Source organism: Streptomyces sp. NPDC020958 (genome assembly GCF_055562175.1).
Genome location: NZ_JBVHFU010000016.1, coordinates 1 through 22,213, shown reverse-complemented (window position 1 = coordinate 22,213; position 22,213 = coordinate 1). Strand labels below are relative to the sequence as shown.

The 22,213-nt window shown below is 73.4% G+C and carries 21 protein-coding genes; 12 read left to right on the top strand and 9 right to left on the bottom strand.

The window, feature by feature from the left end; all coding sequences use genetic code 11:
* Positions 1-57 precede the first annotated feature (57 nt).
* Positions 58-315 carry a DUF6158 family protein gene (locus tag ACZ3KP_RS33695; protein WP_358984514.1) on the top strand — a complete coding sequence of 86 codons (258 nt, stop codon included), beginning with the start codon at positions 58-60 and terminating at the stop codon, positions 313-315.
* Positions 316-366: 51 nt separating this feature from the next.
* On the opposite strand, the gene ACZ3KP_RS33690 is transcribed toward ACZ3KP_RS33695, so the two are convergent.
* Together ACZ3KP_RS33690 and ACZ3KP_RS33685 are read right to left on the bottom strand one after the other, a co-directional pair.
* Positions 367-915, bottom strand: a complete 549-nt coding sequence (locus tag ACZ3KP_RS33690; RefSeq protein WP_467504158.1) for a type 1 glutamine amidotransferase domain-containing protein — start codon at positions 913-915, stop codon at positions 367-369.
* A 94-nt stretch (positions 916-1,009) separates the two neighbouring features.
* Positions 1,010-1,390 carry a DUF2795 domain-containing protein gene (locus tag ACZ3KP_RS33685; protein WP_132893741.1) on the bottom strand — a complete coding sequence of 127 codons (381 nt, stop codon included), beginning with the start codon at positions 1,388-1,390 and terminating at the stop codon, positions 1,010-1,012.
* Positions 1,391-1,628: 238 nt separating this feature from the next.
* Between ACZ3KP_RS33685 and ACZ3KP_RS33680 the strand changes: the two genes are divergently transcribed.
* From ACZ3KP_RS33680 to ACZ3KP_RS33670, 3 genes are all read left to right on the top strand, one after another.
* Positions 1,629-2,540: a hypothetical protein gene (locus tag ACZ3KP_RS33680; RefSeq protein ID WP_467504156.1), complete on the top strand. Its 912-nt coding sequence runs from the start codon at positions 1,629-1,631 to the stop codon at positions 2,538-2,540.
* A gap of 113 nt (positions 2,541-2,653) precedes the next feature.
* Entirely contained in the window at positions 2,654-3,964 is a 1,311-nt protein-coding gene (locus ACZ3KP_RS33675) for an aminotransferase class I/II-fold pyridoxal phosphate-dependent enzyme (protein ID WP_467504154.1), read from the top strand.
* A complete protein-coding gene (locus ACZ3KP_RS33670; RefSeq protein WP_467504152.1) occupies positions 3,961-5,094 on the top strand; it encodes an MBL fold metallo-hydrolase in 1,134 nt (377 codons plus the stop codon). The genes ACZ3KP_RS33675 and ACZ3KP_RS33670 overlap by 4 nt, the downstream gene beginning before the upstream one ends.
* 94 nt (positions 5,095-5,188) lie before the next feature.
* Here ACZ3KP_RS33670 and ACZ3KP_RS33665 read toward each other — a convergent pair whose 3' ends face one another.
* Together ACZ3KP_RS33665 and ACZ3KP_RS33660 are read right to left on the bottom strand one after the other, a co-directional pair.
* Entirely contained in the window at positions 5,189-5,812 is a 624-nt protein-coding gene (locus tag ACZ3KP_RS33665) for a DedA family protein (protein WP_366894046.1), read from the bottom strand.
* A gap of 14 nt (positions 5,813-5,826) precedes the next feature.
* Entirely contained in the window at positions 5,827-6,600 is a 774-nt protein-coding gene (locus ACZ3KP_RS33660) for an MBL fold metallo-hydrolase (protein ID WP_467504150.1), read from the bottom strand.
* Between the two features lie 84 nt (positions 6,601-6,684).
* Here ACZ3KP_RS33660 and ACZ3KP_RS33655 point away from each other — a divergent pair, with 84 nt between their 5' ends.
* The 6 genes from ACZ3KP_RS33655 to dnaK all read left to right on the top strand — a co-directional run bounded on the left by ACZ3KP_RS33655 (position 6,685) and on the right by dnaK (position 14,690).
* The gene (locus ACZ3KP_RS33655; protein WP_132893732.1) at positions 6,685-7,116 is read left to right on the top strand and encodes a hypothetical protein; all 432 of its coding nucleotides are present in this window, start codon (positions 6,685-6,687) and stop codon (positions 7,114-7,116) included.
* Positions 7,117-7,246: 130 nt separating this feature from the next.
* Positions 7,247-9,247, top strand: coding sequence for an alkaline phosphatase family protein (locus ACZ3KP_RS33650; protein WP_467504344.1), 2,001 nt, complete (start codon positions 7,247-7,249; stop codon positions 9,245-9,247).
* 116 nt (positions 9,248-9,363) lie between these two features.
* A complete protein-coding gene (locus tag ACZ3KP_RS33645; protein ID WP_467504148.1) occupies positions 9,364-10,425 on the top strand; it encodes an ATP-binding protein in 1,062 nt (353 codons plus the stop codon).
* Positions 10,422-12,218 (top strand): vWA domain-containing protein, encoded by a 1,797-nt coding sequence (locus tag ACZ3KP_RS33640; RefSeq protein WP_467504147.1) that lies wholly within the window; start codon positions 10,422-10,424, stop codon positions 12,216-12,218. The genes ACZ3KP_RS33645 and ACZ3KP_RS33640 overlap by 4 nt, the downstream gene beginning before the upstream one ends.
* 57 nt (positions 12,219-12,275) lie before the next feature.
* Positions 12,276-12,701, top strand: a complete 426-nt coding sequence (locus ACZ3KP_RS33635) for an OsmC family protein (RefSeq protein ID WP_132893724.1) — start codon at positions 12,276-12,278, stop codon at positions 12,699-12,701.
* A 135-nt stretch (positions 12,702-12,836) separates the two neighbouring features.
* A complete protein-coding gene (dnaK, locus tag ACZ3KP_RS33630; RefSeq protein ID WP_467504146.1) occupies positions 12,837-14,690 on the top strand; it encodes a molecular chaperone DnaK in 1,854 nt (617 codons plus the stop codon).
* Between the two features lie 27 nt (positions 14,691-14,717).
* Here the strand turns inward: dnaK and narJ are convergent, their stop codons facing one another.
* The 3 genes from narJ to ACZ3KP_RS33615 form a co-directional block, all read right to left on the bottom strand.
* A complete protein-coding gene (gene narJ / locus ACZ3KP_RS33625) occupies positions 14,718-15,200 on the bottom strand; it encodes a nitrate reductase molybdenum cofactor assembly chaperone (RefSeq protein ID WP_467504144.1) in 483 nt (160 codons plus the stop codon).
* Between the two features lie 89 nt (positions 15,201-15,289).
* Positions 15,290-16,105, bottom strand: a complete 816-nt coding sequence (locus tag ACZ3KP_RS33620) for an SAM-dependent methyltransferase (RefSeq protein WP_467504143.1) — start codon at positions 16,103-16,105, stop codon at positions 15,290-15,292.
* Between the two features lie 13 nt (positions 16,106-16,118).
* On the bottom strand, positions 16,119-16,982 hold the full coding sequence (locus ACZ3KP_RS33615) for a helix-turn-helix domain-containing protein (protein ID WP_467504141.1): 864 nt from the start codon (positions 16,980-16,982) through the stop codon (positions 16,119-16,121).
* A 265-nt stretch (positions 16,983-17,247) separates the two neighbouring features.
* Between ACZ3KP_RS33615 and ACZ3KP_RS33610 the strand changes: the two genes are divergently transcribed.
* Positions 17,248-17,553 carry a 4a-hydroxytetrahydrobiopterin dehydratase gene (locus ACZ3KP_RS33610; protein WP_467504140.1) on the top strand — a complete coding sequence of 102 codons (306 nt, stop codon included), beginning with the start codon at positions 17,248-17,250 and terminating at the stop codon, positions 17,551-17,553.
* Between the two features lie 5 nt (positions 17,554-17,558).
* Positions 17,559-18,380 (top strand): class I SAM-dependent methyltransferase, encoded by an 822-nt coding sequence (locus ACZ3KP_RS33605; RefSeq protein ID WP_467504138.1) that lies wholly within the window; start codon positions 17,559-17,561, stop codon positions 18,378-18,380.
* Here ACZ3KP_RS33605 and ACZ3KP_RS33600 read toward each other — a convergent pair.
* Positions 18,346-21,009: a cellulose binding domain-containing protein gene (locus ACZ3KP_RS33600; protein WP_467504137.1), complete on the bottom strand. Its 2,664-nt coding sequence runs from the start codon at positions 21,007-21,009 to the stop codon at positions 18,346-18,348. The genes ACZ3KP_RS33605 and ACZ3KP_RS33600 overlap by 35 nt on opposite strands.
* Positions 21,010-21,107: 98 nt before the next feature.
* A partial coding sequence (locus ACZ3KP_RS33595) for a glycoside hydrolase family 48 protein (RefSeq protein ID WP_467504135.1) occupies positions 21,108-22,213 on the bottom strand: 1,106 nt, incomplete at its 5' end.

Genomic DNA, 22,213 nt, shown 5'->3' with positions numbered 1-22,213 from the left:
TACAGTGGAGGCAGGAATCCGGACCGCCGGGACCCACACGACGAGCGGGGTACCACCATGACCGGAGTCGACCCCAGCCGGCTGGACGACCAGCAGCTCATGAAGGAGCTGGAGACCATCCACCGGACGCGCCACGACACCCTGTTGTACGGCTCCAACGACGCGTTGCGCGCCCACAACGAGCGCATGGCCCAGCTGGAGGGCGAGTACCTGCGCCGTAATCCGCGCCGCCTCGTCGCCGCCGGCCGCACCCGGGAGGGTGCCCGGGAGCGCAGCTGCGCCGAGGCGGCGACGCCGCGGACCCCGGCGAGCTGAACTCCGCGGCGCCGCGGGGGACCCCCGCCCGGCGCCGCGGGACCCCTCTGCTCAGCCGGCCTTTCCGGACTCGGCGAACACGGCGAGGAACGCCTCGCAGAACGCCTTGAGATCGTCCGGCTTGCGACTGGTGATCAGCTTGTTCGGGCCGCCGTCGCAGACCGTGACCTGCTCGTCCACCCAGGTGCCGCCCGCGTTGCGGATGTCGGTCCGCAGACTCGGCCAGGACGTGAGCGTCCGGCCGCGTACGACGTCGGCCTCCACCAGCGTCCAGGGCGCGTGGCAGATGGCAGCGACCGGCCGGCCCGCGTCGAAGAAGTCCTTCACGAACGCGACGGCCTTCTCGTCCGTCCGCAGGAAGTCCGGGTTGGCGACCCCGCCCGGCAGGACGAGCGCCCCGAACGAGTCCGCGGACGCCTCGCCGACCACCTCGTCCACCGGGAACGTGTCCGCCTTGTCGAGGTGGTCGAAGCCCTGGATCTTCCCCGGCTGCGTCGACACCAGGACCGGCTCGTGCCCGGCGTCGGACGCCGCCTTCCACGGCTCGGTCAGCTCCACCTGCTCGACGCCCTCGGGCGCGGCCAGAAACGCGATACGCATGATGTTCACTCCCTTCCGCGCGCGGGTCGTCGTCCCGCGCGCGGGCGCGTTGTCCTTCCCCGGGTCTGCTCTCCCGGGTTCCGTCTCCCGGGCCTCACTCCCCGGCGGTCACCGCCTCCGCCAGCGCCAGCAGGCTGTCGTAGCGCGTCCGGTGCGGCAGCCGGGAGACCCGCTCGACCAGCGCGTCGGGGGCGTGGCCCCGCCGCAGCGTCCGGGTCAGCTCGCTCGGTGCCGCCGGGAAGTCGTGCCTGGTCAGGGACCGGGCCAGGAGCAGCCGTACCGCCTCCGGTGACGGCTGCTCACCGACCCCGGGAGCCACCCCGGCGCGGAACAGCTCCGGATCGTCGTCGGCGGGCGGCTCGGGATCGTTCCACTCCTCGCTCCGCGTCGGATGGCCGGACCTGAGCAGGCCCTGCAACTCGTGCTTCATCTCGTCGTCCCGGTGCACGTTCAGCCGGTCACTGCCTCGCTGCATGTTTTCCCTCCAGGTACATCAGGGGGTGCCGCCCGCGTACCCGAGGACGGGGGGCCGACACCGGGATCCGTCCGGCGGTTCCCGACACGCCGGTCCGGGGCGGTCACGTCACCCGGAAGGGCGCGGACGTCCCGCGAATGGGGGTCGGCGGCGCGCGGCGGCGCGCGGGGCGGGCTGTGATGGCTGCGGAGGTACGGGCCCCGTGCCCCCGGAGTCGTCCGTGCGAGGAGTTCCCGCCATGCGCCGCACCGTTCGCGCCCTGTCCGTCGCCGTCCTGACGGGTGCCGCGTTCGGCGTCGCCGGTACGGCCGCGGCCGCCGGCCCCGCCGCCGGGGCGAGCCCCGTGGGCTGTGAGAGCTACACGGAGGGCACGGCGGGGGGTACGGCGGGCGCCGTCGCGGACGGCACCCGCGCCGCCGACGGGACCTGCCCGGCGGGGGCGGGCGGCGGAGAGCAACGGCCCTGGACCCCGCCCGCCCTCGCCGACCCGGGCGTCACCCCGGACCAGGGCGGCACGGACGCGCACGGCAGCGGGGCCGCGGTCCCGCACGGGAAAGACGCCACGGGTCCGCAGGGCGCGGGGAGTGTCCTCCCGGGCGGCGACGACGTCACGGGGCCGGGGGCTGGCGGGGGCAGGGTGCCGGGCGGGGGCGACGGCACGGCCGCGCACGGGGACGGCGGCGCCGTGGAACCCCCTGCGGGCGACGGCGCGGCGGAGTTCCATGGGGACGACGGCACGGCTGGACGCGGGGGTGACGGTACGGCGGGACGCGGGGGTGATGGCACGGCTGGACGCGGGGGTGATGGCACGGCGGGACGCGGGGACGACGGCACGGCGGGACGTGAGGGGGACGGCACCGCCCCCTGGGAGGCCGGGGAGCGGCCCTGTTCCGGTGGGACGCAGCAGTCCTGCGCAGGCGGAGGTGACGGACGGGAGTGCGACGGGGCGCGGAGCGATGCCGCGGCCTGCGCCCCGGCGGGCGTCCAGCACGGCGTGGCGGCGGGGGACGGCGGCTCCTACAACGGCTCCGTACCCGCCCTGGCCGCGGGCGCGCTGCTGATCGCGGCCGCTTGCTGCGGCGCGTTGTACCGGCTGGTGGGCGGCAGGCAGTACCGGCCGTGGGGCGGACGGTCCGGCGCGGACGGGTGACACGGCCGGGACCGGGTACCCCGGAGCAACCACTCCGGCACCGCGGGCCACCCTCACGGGGAGGCGGCACGGCCCGGACAGCACACGGCACCACGGACTGCGCGGAGGCGGACATGCGGCGGACGGACCCCGAGGGCCACGGACCGACGCACGGCACGCCTGCCGGGCGGACGCGGGGCACGTCCACCGAGGCCGAGGGGCACGGGCCCGTCCGCTTCGGGCCGGCCCTGCCCGACGACGGGCTGCCGGTCCTGCCCGAACTCTCCGCCGCGCTGGCCGCCGCCGCGGGCCTCGGCGAGGAGGAACCCGTCGGCGGCGGGGCCGCGCTGCTGGACGCGGCCCACGGCTACTGGGACCGCCGCGGGCTGCCCGGCACGCCCGGCCGCCTCACCGCCGGACCCGGCGCCCCCGCCCTGCTCCTCGCGCTCACCGCCGCGCTCGGCGGCGACGTCCTGGTGCCGCGTCCCTGCGCCGCCTGGTGGGCACCGTACGCCCGGCTGCTCGGCCGGCCCGTCTTCCATGTGGCCACCCCGGCCGAGTCGGGGGGCGTCCCTGACCCCTACGCGCTGCTGGAGACGGTGCGCCGGGTCCGCGACGAGGGCGGCGACCCGCGACTGCTCGTGCTCTCCGTCGCCGACGACCCGACCGCCACCGTCGCCCCGCCCGAACTGCTGCACGAGACCGTGGAGGCGGCGGCGGGCGAGGGACTGCACCTGGTCAGCGACGAGACCTGGCGCGACACCTTGCACGCTCCGGACGCCACCGTGCTGCTCAGTCCCGCGGAGATGCTCCCGGACCGGGTCACCGTGGTCACCGACCTGGCCGGCGGCCTGCTGCCGGCGGGCTGGCCCGCCGCCGTGGCCCGGTTCCCGGCGGACGGCGCCGGTACGGCACTGCACGCGCGCGTGCTCGACGTCCTCACCGCGATGGGCGCCCGCCTCGCCGGCCCGGTCGCGGTCGCCGCCCGCCACGCGCTCGACGAACCCGAACCCGTCGTCGTACGCCGGACGGCCGCCGTACGACTGCACGCGCGCGTGGCCGCCGCCGCGCACGCCGCGGTCGTCGCCGGGGGTGCCCTGGCCCGCCCCCCGCAGGCCGGCCGTCACCTGTACGTCGACCTGGAGCCGCTGCGGGCCGGGCTCGGCGCCCGAGGCGTCGGCGACGCACAGGAGTTGGAGGACTTCCTCACCGCACGCCTCGGCATTCCCGCACCCGGCGGCCACCGCTTCGGCGACGACCTGGGCGCACTGCGGGTACGGCTCGCCACCGGGCCGCTGCTGGGCGGCACCGACGAGGAACGTCTGGAATGCCTCACGTCCCCCGCGCCGTTGGAACTGCCACACGTGCAACGCGCGTTGATGTCCTTGAGGTCGGTACTCGACGATCTCCGCGACGACGCTCAGCGATGGGAGCCTCCTCGATGACGCAGCAGACGCAAGAGCAAGTGTCCGCCACGACGACCGCCGACACACCGCCCGCCGCCACGACCACCACCGCCACGACGCCTGCCGCCACGACGACGACCGCCACGACGCCTGCCGTCCTCACGACTGTCGGCCCGCCGCTCGCCGAACCCCGCCCGCTGGGCGAACTGCGGGTCTGGCCGCGGACCTTCCACGACCGTCTCACCGCCCCCCTGCCCGGTCTCAAGGCCATGGCCCGCTTCGCCCGCGAGGGCTCCGTCCGCCCCGGCCGCCAGGGTCTCGCCGACATATCCAGACTGCCCTGCGAACCCGCCCCGCTGCCCCCCGTGGACGCCGGCACCGTCGCCGTCACCTGGGCGGGGCACGCCAGTTGGGTCGTCCGGATCGGCGGCCTCACCGTCCTCACCGACCCCGTCTGGTCCCGCCGGATCCTCGGCACCCCGGCCCGTGTCACCCCGGTCGGCGTCCCCTGGGAGACGCTGCCGCGCATCGACGCCGTCGTCATCAGCCACAACCACTACGACCACCTGGACGCCCCCACCCTGCGCCGACTGCCGCGCGCCACCCCGGTCTTCGTACCCGCCGGGCTCGGCGGCTGGTTCCGGCGCCGCCGCTTCACCACCGTCACCGAACTCGACTGGTGGGAGGCGGCCGAACTGTCCGGCGTCCGCTTCGACTTCGTCCCGGCCCACCACTGGTCCAAGCGCACCCTCACCGACACCTGTCACAGCCTCTGGGGCGGCTGGGTGCTCACCGGGCCCGACGGACAGCGCGTCTACTTCGCCGGCGACACGGGCTACGGCCACTGGTTCTCCAGCGTCGGTGAACGCTACCCGGGCATCGACCTCGCCCTGATGCCGATCGGCGCCTACGACCCCCGTTGGTGGCTCAGCGACGTCCATCTCGACCCGGAGGAGGCGGTCCGGGCGACGCAGGACGTCGGGGCGCGGCGGATGGCCCCCATGCACTGGGGCACGTTCATCCTGTCGGCGGAACCGGTCCTGGAGCCGCTGAACCGGGTGCGGGCGGCCTGGGAGAAGGCCGAACTGGCCCGCGAGGACCTGTGGGACCTGCCGGTGGGTGGTTCGAGGATCCTGGAGCGTGCCTCGTCGGACAGCGCCGTCAACTAGAGCGCCCCGTCAGGGGCGCGAGGCTGTGTCCATGTGCGGCTCCGCCCCGTGGGCGTGAGAAACCACCACGGCACCCGCGCCCCGCACCGCCCCGTCACCCGGGGGATCGAACCCGCCGCCACACCCCCGGCGCCACACTGATCAGCACCGTCAGCGCGACCGCCACCACGACCCCCTCCCACGGCTCCGGAAACAACGACCCGCCCAGGATCCCAATCACCTGGTAGGTCGCCGCCCACGCCAGACACGCCGCCGCGTTCCCCCGCGCGAACCGCCGCAGCGGCCACTCGGCCAGCAGACACGCCAGCATCACCGGTATGCGACCGGCGGGCACCAGCCGGGACAGCACCAGCACCGCCACCCCGTGCTCGGCCAGCTTCCCCTGCGCCTGCTCCAGCCGCTCCTCGGGCGCCCGCGACCGGATCGCCTCCAGCCACCGCGACCCGTTCTTCGACCGCAGCCCACGCCGCCCCAGCCAGTACAGCGCCGCGTCCCCGAGGAACGCCGCCAGCGACGCCGTCACGAACACCAGCGCCAGCGCCAACGGCGCCGTCTGGTGGAACGCCACCACCGCCGCGGAACTCACCAGCGCCCCGGTCGGCACCACCGGCACCAGGGCGCCGACCAGCACCAGCAGGAACAGCGTCGGATACCCGATCGCCTGCTGCGCCGACCCGACGGACGACGGGGTCGCCGCGGTGGACCCGGCAGCCGCCATGACCAGCAGCAGCCTCACCGTGCGACCTCCAGCCGCACGCGCTCCCCGTGCCCGAGCCGGTGCACCGCCACCCCCGGCGCGTACTCGGCCGCGAGGCGCACGAACTCGTCACCCGGCGCGTGGAATTCGTGGGGGCGCACCGCGTCCATGCCGATCGGCCAGTACGTGCCGTAGTGCACCGGCACCGCGCTGCGGGGCGCCAGCCGTGCCACCGCACGCGCCGCCCGCCCGGCGTCCAGATGCCCCTCCCCGAGATACGGCCCCCAGCCGCCCACCGGCAGCAGCGCGACGTCCACCGGGCCCACCACCTCGGCCATCTCGTCGAACAGCCCGGTGTCCCCGGCGAAGTACGTCCGGGCCGCGCCCTCGATCACATACCCGAGGGCGGGGGAGCGCTGCGGGCCGACCGGCAGTCGGCGGCCGTCGTGCAGCGCGGGCACGGCACGGACGACGAGCCGGCCGACGTGTATCTCGTCGCCGACACCGACCTCGGTGACGCGCAGCTGCCGGAGCCGACGGAGCGCGGGCACCGCGCGTTGTGCGCCCCGGGGCACAAGCAGGCGCGTGCCCGGGGCGAGCCCGGCGAGCGAGGGGACGTGCAGATGGTCGGCGTGCAGGTGGGAGACGAGCGCGAGGTCCGCGCGGCGGGCCTCGGGCGGGGGCGGGGCGCCCCTGCGCCGGCGCAGATGGGCGAGCCGGCGCGCGAACAGAGGATCGGTGAGCAGTCGTATGCCCGAATCCTCGATCGTGCAGGTGGCGTGGCCCCACCAGGTGATCTCCACCGGCACCCTCTTTGCCTCCTTCGCGCGACTCCCCGAAGCCTACGTGCAGGAGTAGGGTCGGCGGCGAAACCCGGAGGTGAGGGGGACGCCATGGGACAGGTGCGGGGTGCCTCCGGCGGGCTCCCGGCGGTGCGGGTGACCGCCATCGCGAGTCTTACGCCCCTGGAGGAGCTGGAGATCGACCCTTTTCTGGTCGACTCCCGCAGCCAGCACGCGATGTGCGCGCGCTGGGCCGTGGAGCACGGGTACGTCGTCGCCCGCGAACTCCTGGTCCGCGGCCTGCGCCACGACCACAGCGCCCTGTGGGCGGGCGTCCGCCCCGGCCTCGACGTCTTCGTGGCACCGAGCCGACGGGTCCTGGAGAGCGCGCTGTCGTCGGTGGAGGCCTTCACGGCGGAGTGCGCGCGACGCGGGGTGCGGGTGGAGACGGTGGGCCGCGCCGAGCCCCGCTACGACGCCCAGATGAAGGCCCGGGTCCACCGGCGTCTGTCCATGCCGACGGCCGGGTACGACGGGCGGTAGGGGCAGGGGCTGACGCCCGTATGACAGTCTGGTCGGCGGACTGATCCGCGGGCGGCGCGGGTCCCCGAGTCGAGGTCGGTGGGGCGTGCGGTGGCGGCGGGTCGTCAGTCAGATCGGGCGGAGCGTGGCGGTGTGGGCGGTGTCCACCGTCACCATGCTGGTGCTCGCCGGGATCCTGCCCGACTTCCAGCTCCAGTCCCCGGACGGTGACAGCGCCACCCGGATCGCGGTGACCGCGGCCCTCGGCGCCGGTGCCTTCGGTGTGCTGTCGGCCGTCGTGTGGCCCCTGCTCGTCCGACTGCTGCTGCTGGTGCCCGCCCTCGTCCTCGGCCTCCTGGTCTTCTTCCTCAACGGCTCCCTGCTCCTGGTCGCCCTGCGCATCAACCCCTCCGGGCAGAGCGAGGCCGCCCCGGAGACCGCCGTGATCGTGGCCGCCGTGATGTCCGCGGTCGCCTCCGCCACCGGCGGCGCCCTCGCCGTCCGCGACGACGACGCCTACCGGCACCGGCTGTCCCGGCTGGCCACCCGCCGCCGCAGATCCCACCCGCCCTGCCCGACCGCCCCCGGCACCGTCTTCCTCCAGCTCGACGGCGTCGGCCACGACGTCCTCACCGCCGCCGTCGCCAGGGGCCTGATGCCCACCGTGGCCGCCTGGCTGGCCGCCGGCCACCGGCTCACCCCCTGGCGCACCGACTGGTCCAGCCAGACCGGCGCCAGCCAGCTCGGCATCCTGCACGGCTCGAACTTCGACGTCCCCGCCTTCCGCTGGTACGAGAAGGACAGCCAGGAGGTGATGGTCTGCAACCGGCCGACCAGCGCCGCCGAACTCCAGCGCCGCGCCGTCGAGCGCACCGCCGACGGGGGGCTGCTCACCGTCGACGGCGCCAGCCGCGGCAACCTCTTCAGCGGCGGTGCCGAGGAGCAGGCCCTGGTGCTGTCCATAGCGATCCGCCGCCGGGGCCGCGAGAACCGCTCCCGGGCCGGTTACTTCGCCTACTTCGCCGACCCCGCCAACGCCGTCCGCACCGCCCTCTCCTTCCTCGCCGAGGTCGGCCGGGAGGTGGGCCAGTCCGTCACGGCCCGGCTGCGCAGGCAGCGCCCGCGGGTGGGCCGCGGCGGTCTCTATCCCCTCGTCCGCGCCTTCGCGACGGTCGTCGAACGGGACGTCGTGGTCGCCGCCGTCATCGGCGACCTGCTCGGCGGCCGCAGCGCCGTCTACGCCGACCTGGTCGCCTACGACGAGGTCGCCCACCACTCCGGCCCGCACAGCAAGGACGCCGACAAGGTGCTGCAACGCCTGGACCGCGCCCTCGCCCTGATCGAGAAGGCCGCCGAGCACGCCCCCCGGCGGTACCGGATCGTCGTCCTCTCCGACCACGGCCAGAGCCCCGGCGAAACCTTCCGCTCCCGCTACGGACTCACCCTCGGCGACCTGGTGAGGGCCGGCTGCGGACTGCCCGTGCCGCGCCGCGCCGAACGCACCCACAGCGGCACCGAGGCCCGCGCCGCCGTCCGCGCCGCCCTGCGCAGACCGGTCGAGGAGGGCGGCGGGAAGCACCGGCCGACACGGCACTCGGAACCCGTCGTGCTCGCCTCCGGCAACCTCGGCCTGATCTCCTTCCCGGACGTGCCGCACCGGATGACCAAGGAGGAGCTGGACGCCCGCCACCCGGCGCTGCTCACCACCCTCGCCAACCACCCCGGCATCGGCTTCCTGCTGGTCCGCAGCGAGGAACACGGCGGGGTGGTGCTCGGCGCCCACGGCGCCGAGATCCCGCTCGACCGGCTGGACGTCCAGCCGGGACCGCTGGCCGCCTTCGGGCCGGGCGCCGCGGACGCCGTCCGGCGCACCCACTCCTTCCCGCACACCGCCGACATCATGGTCAACTCCTGGTACGACCCTCAGGACGGCGAGGTCCTGGCGTTCGAGGAGCAGATCGGCTCGCACGGGGGACTGGGGGGCGCGCAGGGACGGCCGTTCCTGCTGTCGCCGCCCGGTGTGTCCGCCCCGGTGGCGGAGGGTGAGGAACTCGTGGGCGCCGAGGCGGTGCACGGGGTGCTGCGGCGCTGGCTCCTGGAGGCGGACGGCCCGCAGATCCCCCTGGCCACGGAGGGGGAGCGGGCCGCGTAGCCGGCCGGGGCGTGTCCCCACCGGTGAAAAATCGGCTGCGTTCGCGCGGCTCCCGGCACACACTGTTCGAGCCGGTCGCAAGCGATCCGCCCGAACACCCCTCAGGAGCCTCCCCTTTGCAGGCAGCCGTCACCGTCACCCCCGCCCGTATCCCCGAACTCCTCCTCGGCCTGGCCACCGTGCGGCCCGTCTTCCTCTGGGGCGCGCCCGGCATCGGGAAGTCCTCCCTGGTGCGGGAGTTCGCCGAGTCGCTGGGGCTGGAGTGCGTGAGCCTGCTGGGTACGCAGCTCGCCCCCGAGGACCTGATCGGGGTGCCGCAGATCCGCGACGGCCGGTCGGTGTTCTGCCCGCCCGAGGCCATCGCCCGCGACGAGCCGTACTGCCTCTTCCTCGACGAGCTGAACGCGGCCACCTCCGACGTGCAGAAGGCGTTCTACTCGCTGATCCTGGACCGCCGGATCGGGAACTACGAACTGCCCAAGGGCTCCATCGTGATCGGCGCCGGCAACCGCGCCACCGACAACGCCCTCGCCAGGCCCATCGCCTCCGCCCTGGTCAACCGCCTGGCCCACGTCCATCTGGAGGCGTCCGCGCACGACTGGCTCGCCTGGGCCGCGGGCAACGGCATCCACCCGTGGATCCTCGATCACCTCACCGACCGGCCCGACCACCTGTGGTCCAAGCCGCCGAAGACCGAGGAGCCGTTCTCCACCCCGCGCTCCTGGCACATGCTCTCCGACGCCCTGCACTCCTTCGGACGGGACCTCGACGAGGCCACCCTGAAGGTCCTCGCGCACGGCACGCTCACCCCCGCGCACGCGACCGCCTTCTGCGGATACGTCAAGATCGTGCGCAGCCGCTTCGGCCTGGAGGCGATCCTGCGGGGCGACGCCGGCTGGCCGCACCGTGTCGAGGACCGCGACCTGCTGTACTACCTCGCCGAGTCCTTCCGCGGCCGGCTCGTCAAGGAACTGCCCGCGGCCAAGGAGCACATGTCGGCGAACGGCCGGGCGACCGCGTACCGCGCCAAGTCGCTCCTCGTCCAGCTCGCGGAGATCTCCGTCGAGGTCGCCCAGACCGTCATCGCCTCCGACGCCGACGGCAACCCGGTGCTGCCCGCCTGGTTCCTGATCGAGGCCGCCCGGGACATGCCCCGGCTGGTGGAGGCCCGCCGGTGAGGCGTACCGCCCCGCGCAAGAAGCAGGACCCGGCCGCCGAGAACTTCGCCGCCGGCGTCGAGCTGCTACGCGCCAACCCGGCCCTGCGCGCCGTCGAGTGCACCCTCTGCCGGCACGAGAAGTGCGAACTCGCCCCGCACGAGGGGCTGGTACGGGCCGACTCCGACGGCGTCCTGCACGCCCACGCCACCCGGCGCGCCGAACCCGCCGAGTGGGCCTGGGCGCTGGCCCACTGCACCCTCCACCTCGGCTTCGGCCACCTGCCCGCCGCCACCGGCCCGCGCACCCAGCCGGACCGCTACGACCTGGCCGCCCGCTGCGCCGTCGTCAACCGCTTCCTGGAGACCTTCCCGGTCGGCGAGGCCCCCGACCACCTGCCCGCGTCCTACCCGGAGGGCGACGAGGACCGGCTCGCCGCGGGCTGGCGCCGCGCGGGCGGCGTGCCCGCCGCCTACGAGCGCGGCGGCACCAGCGGCGGCGACCCCGACCAGCTGCTGCTCTCCTGGAACCGGTGGGCCGGTCAGGTGCCCGACTGGCAGCTCGGGTTCGCGCACGCGCTGACCCGCACCATGTCCCGCGCGATGGACCTGGCCGGCGGCCGCCGCACCTCGATGAGCGGCCCGCCGACCCCGCTGCGGCCCTGGGAGCAGGCGCTGAGCTGGTTCGTCTCCTCCTACCCGCTGCTCGGCGGCATCGCGGCCGGGATCAGGCTGGTCGCCGACGCCGAACTGGCCCGCGCTCACGACATCGCCGTCGCGGCCGTCAACCCCGAGGCCGGCGAGATCTACGTCAACCCGCTGCGCACGATGGACGACGAGGAGTGGCGGTTCGTCCTCGCCCACGAGATGCTGCACGCCGCGCTGCGCCACGGCGACCGCCTCGGCGGCCGCGACCCCTACCTGTTCAACATCGCCTGCGACTACGTCATCAACGGCTGGCTGGTCGAGATGCAGGTCGGCACGATGCCCGAAGGACTGCTGCACGACCCGGAGCTCAAGGACCTCTCCGCGGAGGAGGTGTACGACCGGATCGCCGGCGACCTGCGGCGGGCACGGCGCCTCGCCACCCTGCGCGGCAAGGGACGCGGCGACGTCCTGGGCGCGCCGCTCGGACCGCCGGGCGCGTACGTCGACCTCGACGAGTTCTACCGCCGGGGCCTCGGCCAGGGCCTCGACCTGCACCGGTCGCAGGGGCGGGGCCTGCTGCCCGGCGGCCTGGTCGAGGAGATCCGCGCGCTCAGCCATCCGCCGCTGCCCTGGGACGCCCGACTCGCCCGCTGGTTCGACGAGTTCGTACCGCGTCCGGTGGCGGTACGGTCCTACGCCCGCCCCTCGCGCCGCCAGTCGTCCACCCCCGACATCCCGCGGGCAGGCCGGTACTTCCCGCCCGAGGAGGTCGCCCGCTGCACCTTCGGCGTGGTCCTCGACACCTCCGGCTCCATGGACCGCACCCTGCTCGGCAAGGCGCTCGGCGCCATCGCCTCCTACGCCGATGCCCGCGACGTCCCGGCCGTCCGGGTCGTCTTCTGCGACGCGGCGCCCCATGACGCCGGTTACCTGCCGGCCACCGAGATCGCGGGCCGGGTCCGGGTGCACGGGCGGGGCGGTACCGTCCTGCAGCCCGGCATCGACCTCCTGCACCGCGCCGACGACTTCCCGCCGGCCGCGCCGGTCCTGGTGATCACCGACGGCTGGTGCGACGTGCTGCGGGTCCGCCGCGAACACGCCTACCTGATCCCCGAGGGCGCCCGCCTGCCCTTCAGCGCGAGGGGGCCGGTCTTCCGCGTGCGCTGAGGCGGGATGTGATCGGATGGGGGTTGCGAACCGGTCCATCCGCCGAAAGGAACAACCGTGGCTACCACGCGTACCGCACACACCGTCTGGGAAGGCAGCCTGACCGAGGGCAACGGTGTCATCACCTTCGACTCCTCCGGCATCGCCGAGCAGCCGGTCACCTGGGCCGCCCGCTCCCAGGAGGCGAATGGCAAGACCAGCCCGGAGGAGCTGATCGCGGCCGCCCACTCCAGCTGCTTCTCCATGGCGCTCTCGCACGCCCTGACCGGTGCCGGCACCCCGCCCACCAAGCTGGTCACCAACGCCGACGTCACCTTCCAGCCGGGTACCGGCATCACCGGCATCCACCTGACCGTCGAGGGCACGGTCCCCGGCCTGGACGAGGACGGCTTCGCCGCCGCCGCCGAGGACGCCAAGAAGAACTGCCCGGTCAGCCAGGCCCTGACCGGCACCACCATCACCCTGTCGGCGAAGCTCGCCTGACCGCCGTACCCCGCCGGTGCCGTGTCCCCGTCCGGGGGGCACGGCATCGCCGTTCCCGGGGTACCCGGCATTGACAACGGCCCGCTCAGGTTTTGTGCTGGAGACGAGGCGGCGCCCGGGCGGAAGGGGACGGACATGGCACGTGCGGTCGGGATCGACCTCGGTACGACGAACTCGGTGGTGGCCCTGCTGGAGGGCGGCGAGCCCACGGTCGTCGCCAACGCCGAGGGGGCCCGCACCACCCCGTCGGTGGTGGCCTTCGCGAAGAACGGCGACGTGCTGGTCGGCGAGGTCGCCAAGCGGCAGGCGGTGACGAACGTGGACCGCACCGCCCGCTCCGTGAAGCGGCACATGGGCGACGCCCACTGGCGGTTCCCGGAGACCGGATCCGTGGACGGGACCCGCTACCGCGCCCAGGAGCTGTCGGCGCGGGTGCTGCAGAAGCTCAAGCGGGACACCGAGGCCTACCTCGGCGAGGACGTCACCGACGCGGTCATCACCGTGCCCGCGTACTTCGACGACTCGCAGCGGCAGGCCACCAAGGAGGCCGGGGAGATCGCCGGCCTGAAGGTGCTCCGGATCATCAACGAGCCGACCGCCGCCGCGCTCGCCTACGGCCTCGACCGGGGCGAGGAGCAGACGGTCCTCGTCTTCGACCTCGGCGGCGGCACCTTCGACGTGTCGCTGCTGGAGATCGGCGACGGCGTGATCGAGGTCAAGGCCACCAACGGCGACACCCACCTCGGCGGCGACGACTGGGACCAGCGGATCGTCGAGCACCTCGTGAAGCGGTTCAAGGGGCAGTACGGCATCGACCTCGGCAACGACAGAATGGCGCTGCAGCGGCTGCGGGAGGGCGCCGAGAAGGCCAAGATCGAGCTGTCGTCCGCCACCGAGACCTCGGTCAACCTGCCGTACATCACCGCGTCCGCCGAGGGGCCGCTGCACCTGGACGAGAAGCTGACCCGCGCCCAGTTCCAGGAGCTCACGGCGGACCTGCTGGACCGCTGCAAGAAGCCGTTCCACCAGGCCGTCAAGGACGCCGGGGTGCAGCTGTCCGCGATCGACCACGTCATCCTCGTCGGCGGCTCCACGCGGATGCCCGCCGTCACCGACCTGGTCAAGGAACTCACCGGCAAGGACCCGCACAAGGGCGTCAACCCGGACGAGGTCGTCGCGGTCGGGGCGGCCCTGCAGGCCGGTGTCATCCGCGGCGACGTGAAGGACGTGCTGCTGCTCGACGTCACCCCGCTGTCCCTGGGCATCGAGACCAAGGGCGGCATCATGACCAGGCTCATCGAGCGCAACACGACGATCCCGACCCGGCGTTCGGAGATCTTCACGACCGCCGCGGACAACCAGCCCTCCGTCGGCATCCAGGTCTACCAGGGCGAGCGAGAGATCGCCGCGTACAACAAGAAGCTGGGCGTCTTCGACCTCACGGGGCTGCCGCCGGCGCCGCGGGGGGTGCCGCAGATCGAGGTGGCCTTCGACATCGACGCGAACGGGATCATGCACGTCTCGGCGAAGGACCTGGCCACCGGGCGGGAGCAGAAGATGACCGTGACCGGCGGTTCGGCCCTGCCCAAGGACGACATCGACCGCATGATGCGGGAGGCCGAGCAGTACGCCGAGGAGGACCACAGGCGCCGGGAGGCCGCGGAGACCCGGAACCAGGCCGAGCAGCTCGTGTACCAGACGGAGAGCTTCCTCCGGGACAACGGCGACCGGGTGGCGGGCGAGACCAGGACCGAGGTGGAGTCGGCGGTGGCGGACCTCAAGCGGCTGCTGGCGGAGAACGCGGACACGGCCGCCCTGCGCGACGGCGTGGAGAAGCTCGCCACGGTCAGCCAGCGGATGGGCCAGGCCATGTACGCGTCGGCCGCCGCCGGCGGCGGTTCGGCCGAGGACCAGCGGCCACCGGAGGCCGAGGAGGAGGGCGTGGTGGACGCGGAGATCGTGGACGACGAGAAGGGCGCCGCAGGATAGACACCGCAGGACGGACACCGCCGGAACTCACTCCCGGGCGGCCGGCAGGGTGGCGCAGACCGCGTCCAGGACGCACGCGTAGGGCGTACCGACGTCGGTCAGCCGGCCCCGCAGCCGCTCCAGGCAGACGCGGTGCTCGGTGAGCAGGTCCGTGTCACCGGTGCGGGCCGTGAACTCCAGCACGGCCGGCAGGTAGTCCGGCAGTTCCGTACCGGTGAACTCGATGCCGTACGCCTTGTAGACGTCCTCGAACCGGACCAGGCACCTGTCCCGCCGACCGGTGTCGCCGTCCTGCCACCGGCTGAGGTAGAGGCTGTGCCGGTTCCCGGAGTCGAAGACCCGCACGTAGTGCGCGGCCAGCTCCGGCGGCGGGGTCACCGTCGCATGGTCGGTGAACTCCCGCAGCTGCGGAGCGGCTTCGCGCAGCAACGGCAGCCGGGCGATGAAGTCGTCGTCCGGATAGGTCAGACAGAGCGCTGCCGCCTGGTAGAACACCGCGTCCGAGGGCATCGGTCCTCCTTCGCCTCCCTTGCTGCCCCCTTCCGTCTCGACGCTAGGGGCGGGCGAGGGAACGCACCCGTTCAGGGCGCCCGGACGGGTCACACCTTCAGGGCCACCCCGCCGTACACCGGCACGATCCCCTCCTGCTGGAGGACCACGTCCTCGGGGTCCGGGCGCCACCCGGAGACCGGGATCACGCCGGGGCCGAGCAGCTCCAGACCGTCGAAGAAGCGGGAGAACTCGGGCAGCGAACGCGGGTGGAAGGGCGTCCCGCTGCGCCGGAAGTTCGCCGCCGCCTGCTCGACGGCCGCCGGGCTCAGATCCGGGGTGACCTGGGAGAGGATCAGGTGGCTGCCCGGGGCGAGCGCCTCGACGTACCCGCGCAGCAGCCCGTAGGCGTCGTCGCCGTCCGGGTCGTCGCCGAGGTAGTGGGTCAGCGCCACCAGGGACAGCGCGACCGGCTCCGTGAAGTCCAGGGTCTCGGCGGCCCTGGCCAGCAGGGTGTCGCGGTCGCGCACGTCGGCGTGCACATAGGCGGTGCCGCCCGCCACGGTGCCGCGCAGCAGGGCCTCCGCGTGCCGCAGCACGATCGGGTCGTTGTCCGCGTACACCACCTTCGACTCCGGTGCGACGCCCTGCGCCACCTGGTGCAGATTGGGCTCGGTGGGGATGCCCGTGCCGATGTCCAGGAACTGCCGGGTGCCGGACTCGGCGACGACCCGGACCGCCCGCTGCATGAACCGGCGGTTCGCGCGCGCCCCGCGCAGCACCGTGCTGTCCACGGCCAGGATCCTGCGGGCGAGTTCCTCGTCCACCGGGTAGTTGTCCTTGCCGCCCAGCCACCAGTCGTACACCCGCGCGGGGTGCGGCCGGCTGGTGTCGATGGCGGGAGGCGCGGGCTCGGATGCGGTCACGGTGCTGGGCTCCTCAGAGTTCGTCGCGGTACTTCCGCAGCAGCTCCCCGGTCCGCTGCGCGGAGGCGGCCCGGGCCGTCATGTGGTCCAGCACCTCCAGGTGCGCCCCCACCTCGTCCCGGGAGTCCAGGTACAGGGCGCCGGTCAGGTACTCGGTGAAGACCATGTCGGGCAGTTCGGGTTCGGCGAACCGGAACAGCGTGAACGGCGCGTACGTCCCCGGGTGCGGGCCACTGGCGAACTCGGCGAGCTGGAGGGTGATCCGGTCCCGCTCGGCGAAGGCGAGCAGCTTGTCGACCTGGTCGCGCATCACCGCGCAGTCGACGCTCACCGGGCGGCGCAGCACGGTCTCGTCCATGATCACCCACAGGTGGGGCGGATCGTCCTGTTCCAGCAGCCGCTGCCGGGTCAACCGCAGGTCCACATGCCGTTCCACGGCCGCGGGGTCGGTGTGGCCGATCGTCCCGGCCTCCATCACGGCCCGCGCGTACGCCTCGGTCTGCAACAGGCCGGGGAAGAAGTGCGGTTCGTAGGAGCGGATCACCCGGGCGGCGCCCTCCAGGCTCACGTAGAGGCTGAACCAGTCCGGCAGCACGTCGTGGAACCGCTGCCACCAGCCCGGCTGGTTGGCCTCCTCGGCGAGCCGCACGAACGCGGCCTGTTCGTCCTCGGGCACCCCGTACGTCTCCAGCAGCACCTGGACGTACGGGATCTTCAGCGCGACCTCGGCCATCTCCATCCGCCGCACGGTGGCCTGCGCCACCCGCAGTACCCGCGCCGCCTCGTCCCGGCCCAGGCCCGCCGCCTCCCGCAGCTCCTGCAGACGTTTGCCGAGCACGACCTGACCGACCGTGGGCGCAGCACGCCGCTCACTCACGCCACGCCTCCCCTACGTGCACAAGTACCCGTGCAGTCTGCCACGCGAGGCCGCCGTCGCACACGTTGTCGAGGCGGCCTCCTGTGTCTACGCGCGAAACCCTCGTCGCGTCAACACCACGCCGTACGAGCCCACTTGACGCCGACCGGGGACGCCGGCCGGAAGCCGGGACCGATCACGGTCGCGTCGCACGCCCGGCACCGCCCCCACCCCGTACGCTCGAAGCCCCCGCAAGCCGCCGCAGAACCGGGAAGGACACCGCACCATGGCCGTCGAACCGCTGTCCCAGAAGGAGATCGAGGACCGGCTGGCCGAGCTGCCGGGCTGGTCGGTGGACGGCGACCGGCTCGCCCGCGCCTACCGCCTCGACTCGCACGTCGCCGCCGCCGCGCTGGTCATGCACATCGCCGCGGTCCAGGACGAACTCGACCACCACTCCGACCTCACCCTCGGGTACCACACCGTCACCCTCACCGTGCACACCCACAGCGCGGGCGGCGCCGTCACCGCCAAGGACTTCGAACTCGCCCGCAGGGTGGAGGACATCGCCCCAGGCCACGGCGCACACTGAGCCATGTGCTGGACTACGACGAGGAAGCCGGTGGCTACGACGCGACACGCGGCGGAGAGCCCCGCGCGGCGGCGGCCGCGAACGCCGTCCTCAGCCTGATACCCGACCGGGCCGGGCAGCCCGGCGGCCTGTCCGGCCGCCCCGGCCGGCTGCTCGACCTCGGCTGCGGCACCGGCATCGTCACCCGCCGTCTGGCCGCCGCCCGCCCGGACCTCCGGGTCACCGCCGCGGACCGTGCGCACGCCATGGCCCGCACGGCCGCCGCCCGGCTGCCGGGGACGGTCGTGCGCGCCGACGGACGGCGGCTCCCCTTCCCGGACGCCACCTTCGACGCGGTCACCACCGTCTGGCTGCTCCACCTCGCCCGGGACAGCGCCGAGGTCCGTGAGATCGTCGCGGAGTGCGCGCGGGTGCTGCGCCCCGGCGGGGTGTACGTCACGACCGTCGACAAAGCCGCCGCGCACGACGTCGGCAGCGACATCGACGCGGTGCTCGCCGACCGCCCGCGCCGCCCCCCACCGGACGCGGCCGCCGACGTCACCGCGCACGCCCGGCACAGTGGACTGTCTCCCGCCGGGCAGGGCGCCTTCCCCGGCCTCGGCCAGGGCCGCAGCCCCCGCTCCACCATCGCCGACCTGCGACGCGGCTGGTTCACCGTGCTGCCTCCCGACGACCCCCGGGTGGCGGAGTTCGCCGAGCGGCTGGCGGCCCTCCCGGACCAGGACCGCCGCCGCCCCGACCCCCGCTTCACCCTCCGCGCCTTCAGCAAGGCCGACCCGTGTCCCGCGCCGGTCAGGAAGCCGTACAGGTCCGGTCGTCCAGGGTGAACGCCGTGGGCCGGTCATTGGCACCCGTCCAGGTGCCCGTGAAACCGAAGGACACCGAGGAGCCCGCGGCCACCGTGCCGTTCCAGCTCACGTTCCTGGCCGTCACGGCCTTGCCGGACTGGGCCCAGTCGGCGTTCCAGAGCCGGCCGACCGTCTGCCCGTTCGCGAACGACCAGCCCAGCGTCCAGCCGCTCCACGGCGTCGAGCCCGTGTTGGTGAGCCGCACGTCCGCCTGGAAACCGCCCGCCCACTGGTTGGTGATCCGGTAGACGACCGCGCAGGCGCCGGCCGGCGGCGTCGGACCCGTGCCCCCGCCTCCGCCGTCTCCGCCGCCGTCCGAGGTGTCGCCGTAGATCACACCCCGGCCGTTGGTCGAGACGTACACCCGGCCGTACACCCGCGGGTCACCCGTGATCGCCGCACCCGTCCAACCCCACTGGTGGGCGTCGTCGTTGATCCGGATCCAGGTCGCGCCCCGGTCCGTGGAACGGAAGATGCCCCGGACGCCACCGATCTTCGCACTGGTGTAGAGGGTCTGGTACGAGGCGCCGGGCGCCGCCTTCCCGAAGCCGACGGTGTCGGCCTGGTCGACGTTCGAGAGCCTGGTGAAGGTCGCGCCGCCGTCCGTCGAGTGCCAGAGGCCGTACGCGCCGTCCGACGCGCCGCCGGCCAGCCACACGTCGCCCTTCGTCCCGGGCAGCGCCTTGAAGCGCACGCTGTCCCCGCTCGGCAGGCCGGTCGCGGCGGACGCCGAGAACGTCGCGCCGCCGTCCGTACTGACGTAGAACTTCCCGGACTTGAAGCCGTAGAAGGTCTTCGCGTCGGCGCGGTCGGACTCGACGACCGCGCCGGCCGGGATGCCGCTGGACGCCGACCAGGACGAGCCGAAGCCCGTCGTGTACTGGACGCCGGTGCCGGCCGGGCTCCACACGAAGCGGCTGCCGTCGGCGGCGGCCGCGACGGTACCGCCGCCGCTCACCCCCGGAGGGTCCGTGCCCGCGAACCAGTTGGCGCCGTTGTCCGTCGAGAACGCGATGTGTGGGCCGGAGTCCAGGTCGCCCACCCGCACCACCGTGTCCGGGTTCGCCTCGGCGAAGTCCAGGCTGGTGGTCGTGGTGAAGGTCGGGGACGTGTACATCATCGACGGGACCTTGGTGAGGTCCGTGTGCCGGAAGCCGCCGATGTCACCGAGCGCGCTGAAGAGCTGGGCGCCGCCCGACGGGGGAGCGGCCAGGTCGTTGACGGAGGTCTCCTCCAGGCCCCGCACCATGGGCGTCACGGTGAACTGGCCGCCGCTGTCCCACTTCGTCAGGTTCTCCGTGCCGTACAGCGTCGCACCCGTGCCGTACATCATCCGGTCCGAGTCGAACGGGTCGATCTCCAGGGACTCCGTCATCCACCCCAGTTTCGGCGTCTGTTCGGGCGGTGACGGGTTCGCGCCGAAGGTGAGCCAGGGCGAGGACGAGACGTCGATCGTGTAGCGGTTCGAGCGGTTCGGGTACGAGGTGTAGTCCCACGCCTTCGTCCAGGTCGCCCCGCTGTCGGTGGAGCGGAAGATCTGGGTGTCCGGCCACCAGGAGCTGTACGCCGTCGCCATCACCGTGCCGGGGTGCTGCCGGTCGACCGTCAGGCCGCTGAAACCGTAGGAGGTGTCCGCCTCGGCGACCGGGCTGATGTTCGTCCAGCCACCGGTCGCCGTCGAGTACCGCCACAACTGGCCCTTGCCGCCGTCGTAGGGGCCGCCCGTGTCGCTGTAGGCCAGGTACAGGTAGCCGTTCCTGGCGTCCAGCACGCCCTTGTGGGCGAGGTAGCCGGTGGGCTGGCCGGCCAGCCGGGTCCAGGTCGCGCCGGCGTCCGTCGACCGGTACACCGCGTTGTCCTTGTCGGCGACCCCGACGTAGATGGTCTTCGTGGCGCTGCCGGAGGTGCCCGTGGACTCGTCGAAGGTGACCCAGACGATGCCCTGGTTGTCGCTGGCGTACCCGGTCGTGTCGCTCGGGTCCTGCTGGTAGTCGCCGACGTTCGGGAAGCCGGTCACCTGCGACCAGCTGACCCCGGAGTCCGTCGACCGCCACAGCCCCTTGCCGCTGGGCGCGCCCAGGTACAGCACGCTGTCCTTGTTCGGGTCGATCGCCAGCCGCTCGCCCATGCCCCGCCCGGGCATGTTCCCGCCCAGCTTGAACGGCAGGTCGGCCTTCTGCCAGCGGGCACCCCGGTCGGAGGAGCGCAGCACGGCGCCGTTCGTCGGGTCCCAGCTGTTGGTGTACGTCCCGACGGCCGCGTACACCTTGTCCGGATCGACGGAGTCGGAGGCCAGGCTGACCACACCGGTGTGCCCCCACTCGTCCCAGCCGACCGAGTCCAGCAGCGGCGTCCAGCTCCTGGTCGACTCGGACCAGCGGTAGGCACCGCCGATGTCGGTACGCGCGTAGGCGAGGTTCTTCTCGGTACGGTTGAACACGATCCCGGGGACGAAACCACCGCCGTCGATCCGGGCGTTGTGCCAGGTGTACGTGTCGGCGGCGAGCGTGTCCGGTGCGCCGCCGTCCGCGGCGACCGCGGGCGGGACACCGACGAGCAAGCCGGCGGCCAGGGCGAGCACGGCGGTGAGGATGCGGGTTCTTCGCACGGGAGAAGTCCTCTCCGGAGAGGGAAGGGCGGCCCCTGGTGCAGGCAGGGGCCGCCCACTGGAGCGCCCCGTCAGGGGCGCGGGCTGTATCGGCCGGACTACTCCAGCAGCTCGGCGTACGACCCCATGGCGAGGGCGATGTCCGCCTGGGCCCAGAACCGGTGGTAGGTGAACACCGGCGCGGCGCCGCCCGCCAGGTACGCCTGGATCTTCGACCACGCGGGGTCGTTCTTGTAGAAGGACCGCAGCGAGGCGAACGTCGAGGACGAGTTGATCGCGTCCCCGTTCGGCATCTTCCCGCTCCACCCGCTCGGGACGTACACGGCGTCCCCGAACCGGTTGTAGTCGGCCCGCGTCTCCGGCACCGCGATCCCCAGGCTGTCCTGGTAGTTGTTCCACATGCCGTCGAGCAGCGCCTTCGCCGTCGACTTCGCCGTCGCGTCACCGGACTTGGCGGCGTAGTACGTCAACGTCTTGGCGTACGCGGCCGCCACGCCCACGTCGTTCGTGTAGTCGGCCACCGTGACGTGAAGCCCGCTGTTGGAACCGGGACTCGACGCGTTCCAGGTGTCCGGCTGCCCCGACCACTGGAGCGTCGACGGGATGAGATAGGTCCCGTCGGGGTTGATCGTGGTCTTGGACAGCGCCCACGCCACCCACTTGTCGAGGATCGCCTTGGCCTGCGCGTTGCCGGTCTGCTGGTAGTACTCGGCGACCCGCTCCATCGACCAGGCCTGGAAGCCGAACCACTGGTTGGACGGCGGGTCGTGGTACACCGGCTCCCAGTCGTAGTACATGCCGTAGAAGGTCGACGTACCCGCCGGCGGACTCGCGTACCGCCCCTGCCAGCTGTTGGTCGCACCGCCGGCGATGGCGCCTTCGGACGACTGCAGCCAGCGGTAGAACTCCAGCTGCCGGGTCAGTGAGGTGCCCCAGTCCGTCGCGCCCGTCGCCGACTTGGGCTTCAGGTCGGCGTACGAGCTCAGCGCGTACGCGGCCAGCGGGTTCTGGTAACCCCCGTGCACATGGCTCGACCCGATGCGCCAGGCCCAGCCGCCGTTCGTGTCGGTCGAGCCGCCCCACGCGTAGTACCAGGAGAGCAGGTAGTCCGAGGCGTCCTTGCCGGTGCCGGCCGCGCAGGTGGACGGGCCCACGCAGTTGCCGATCTTCTTGAAGTACTTGTCGTACATCGCGTAGCGCAGGT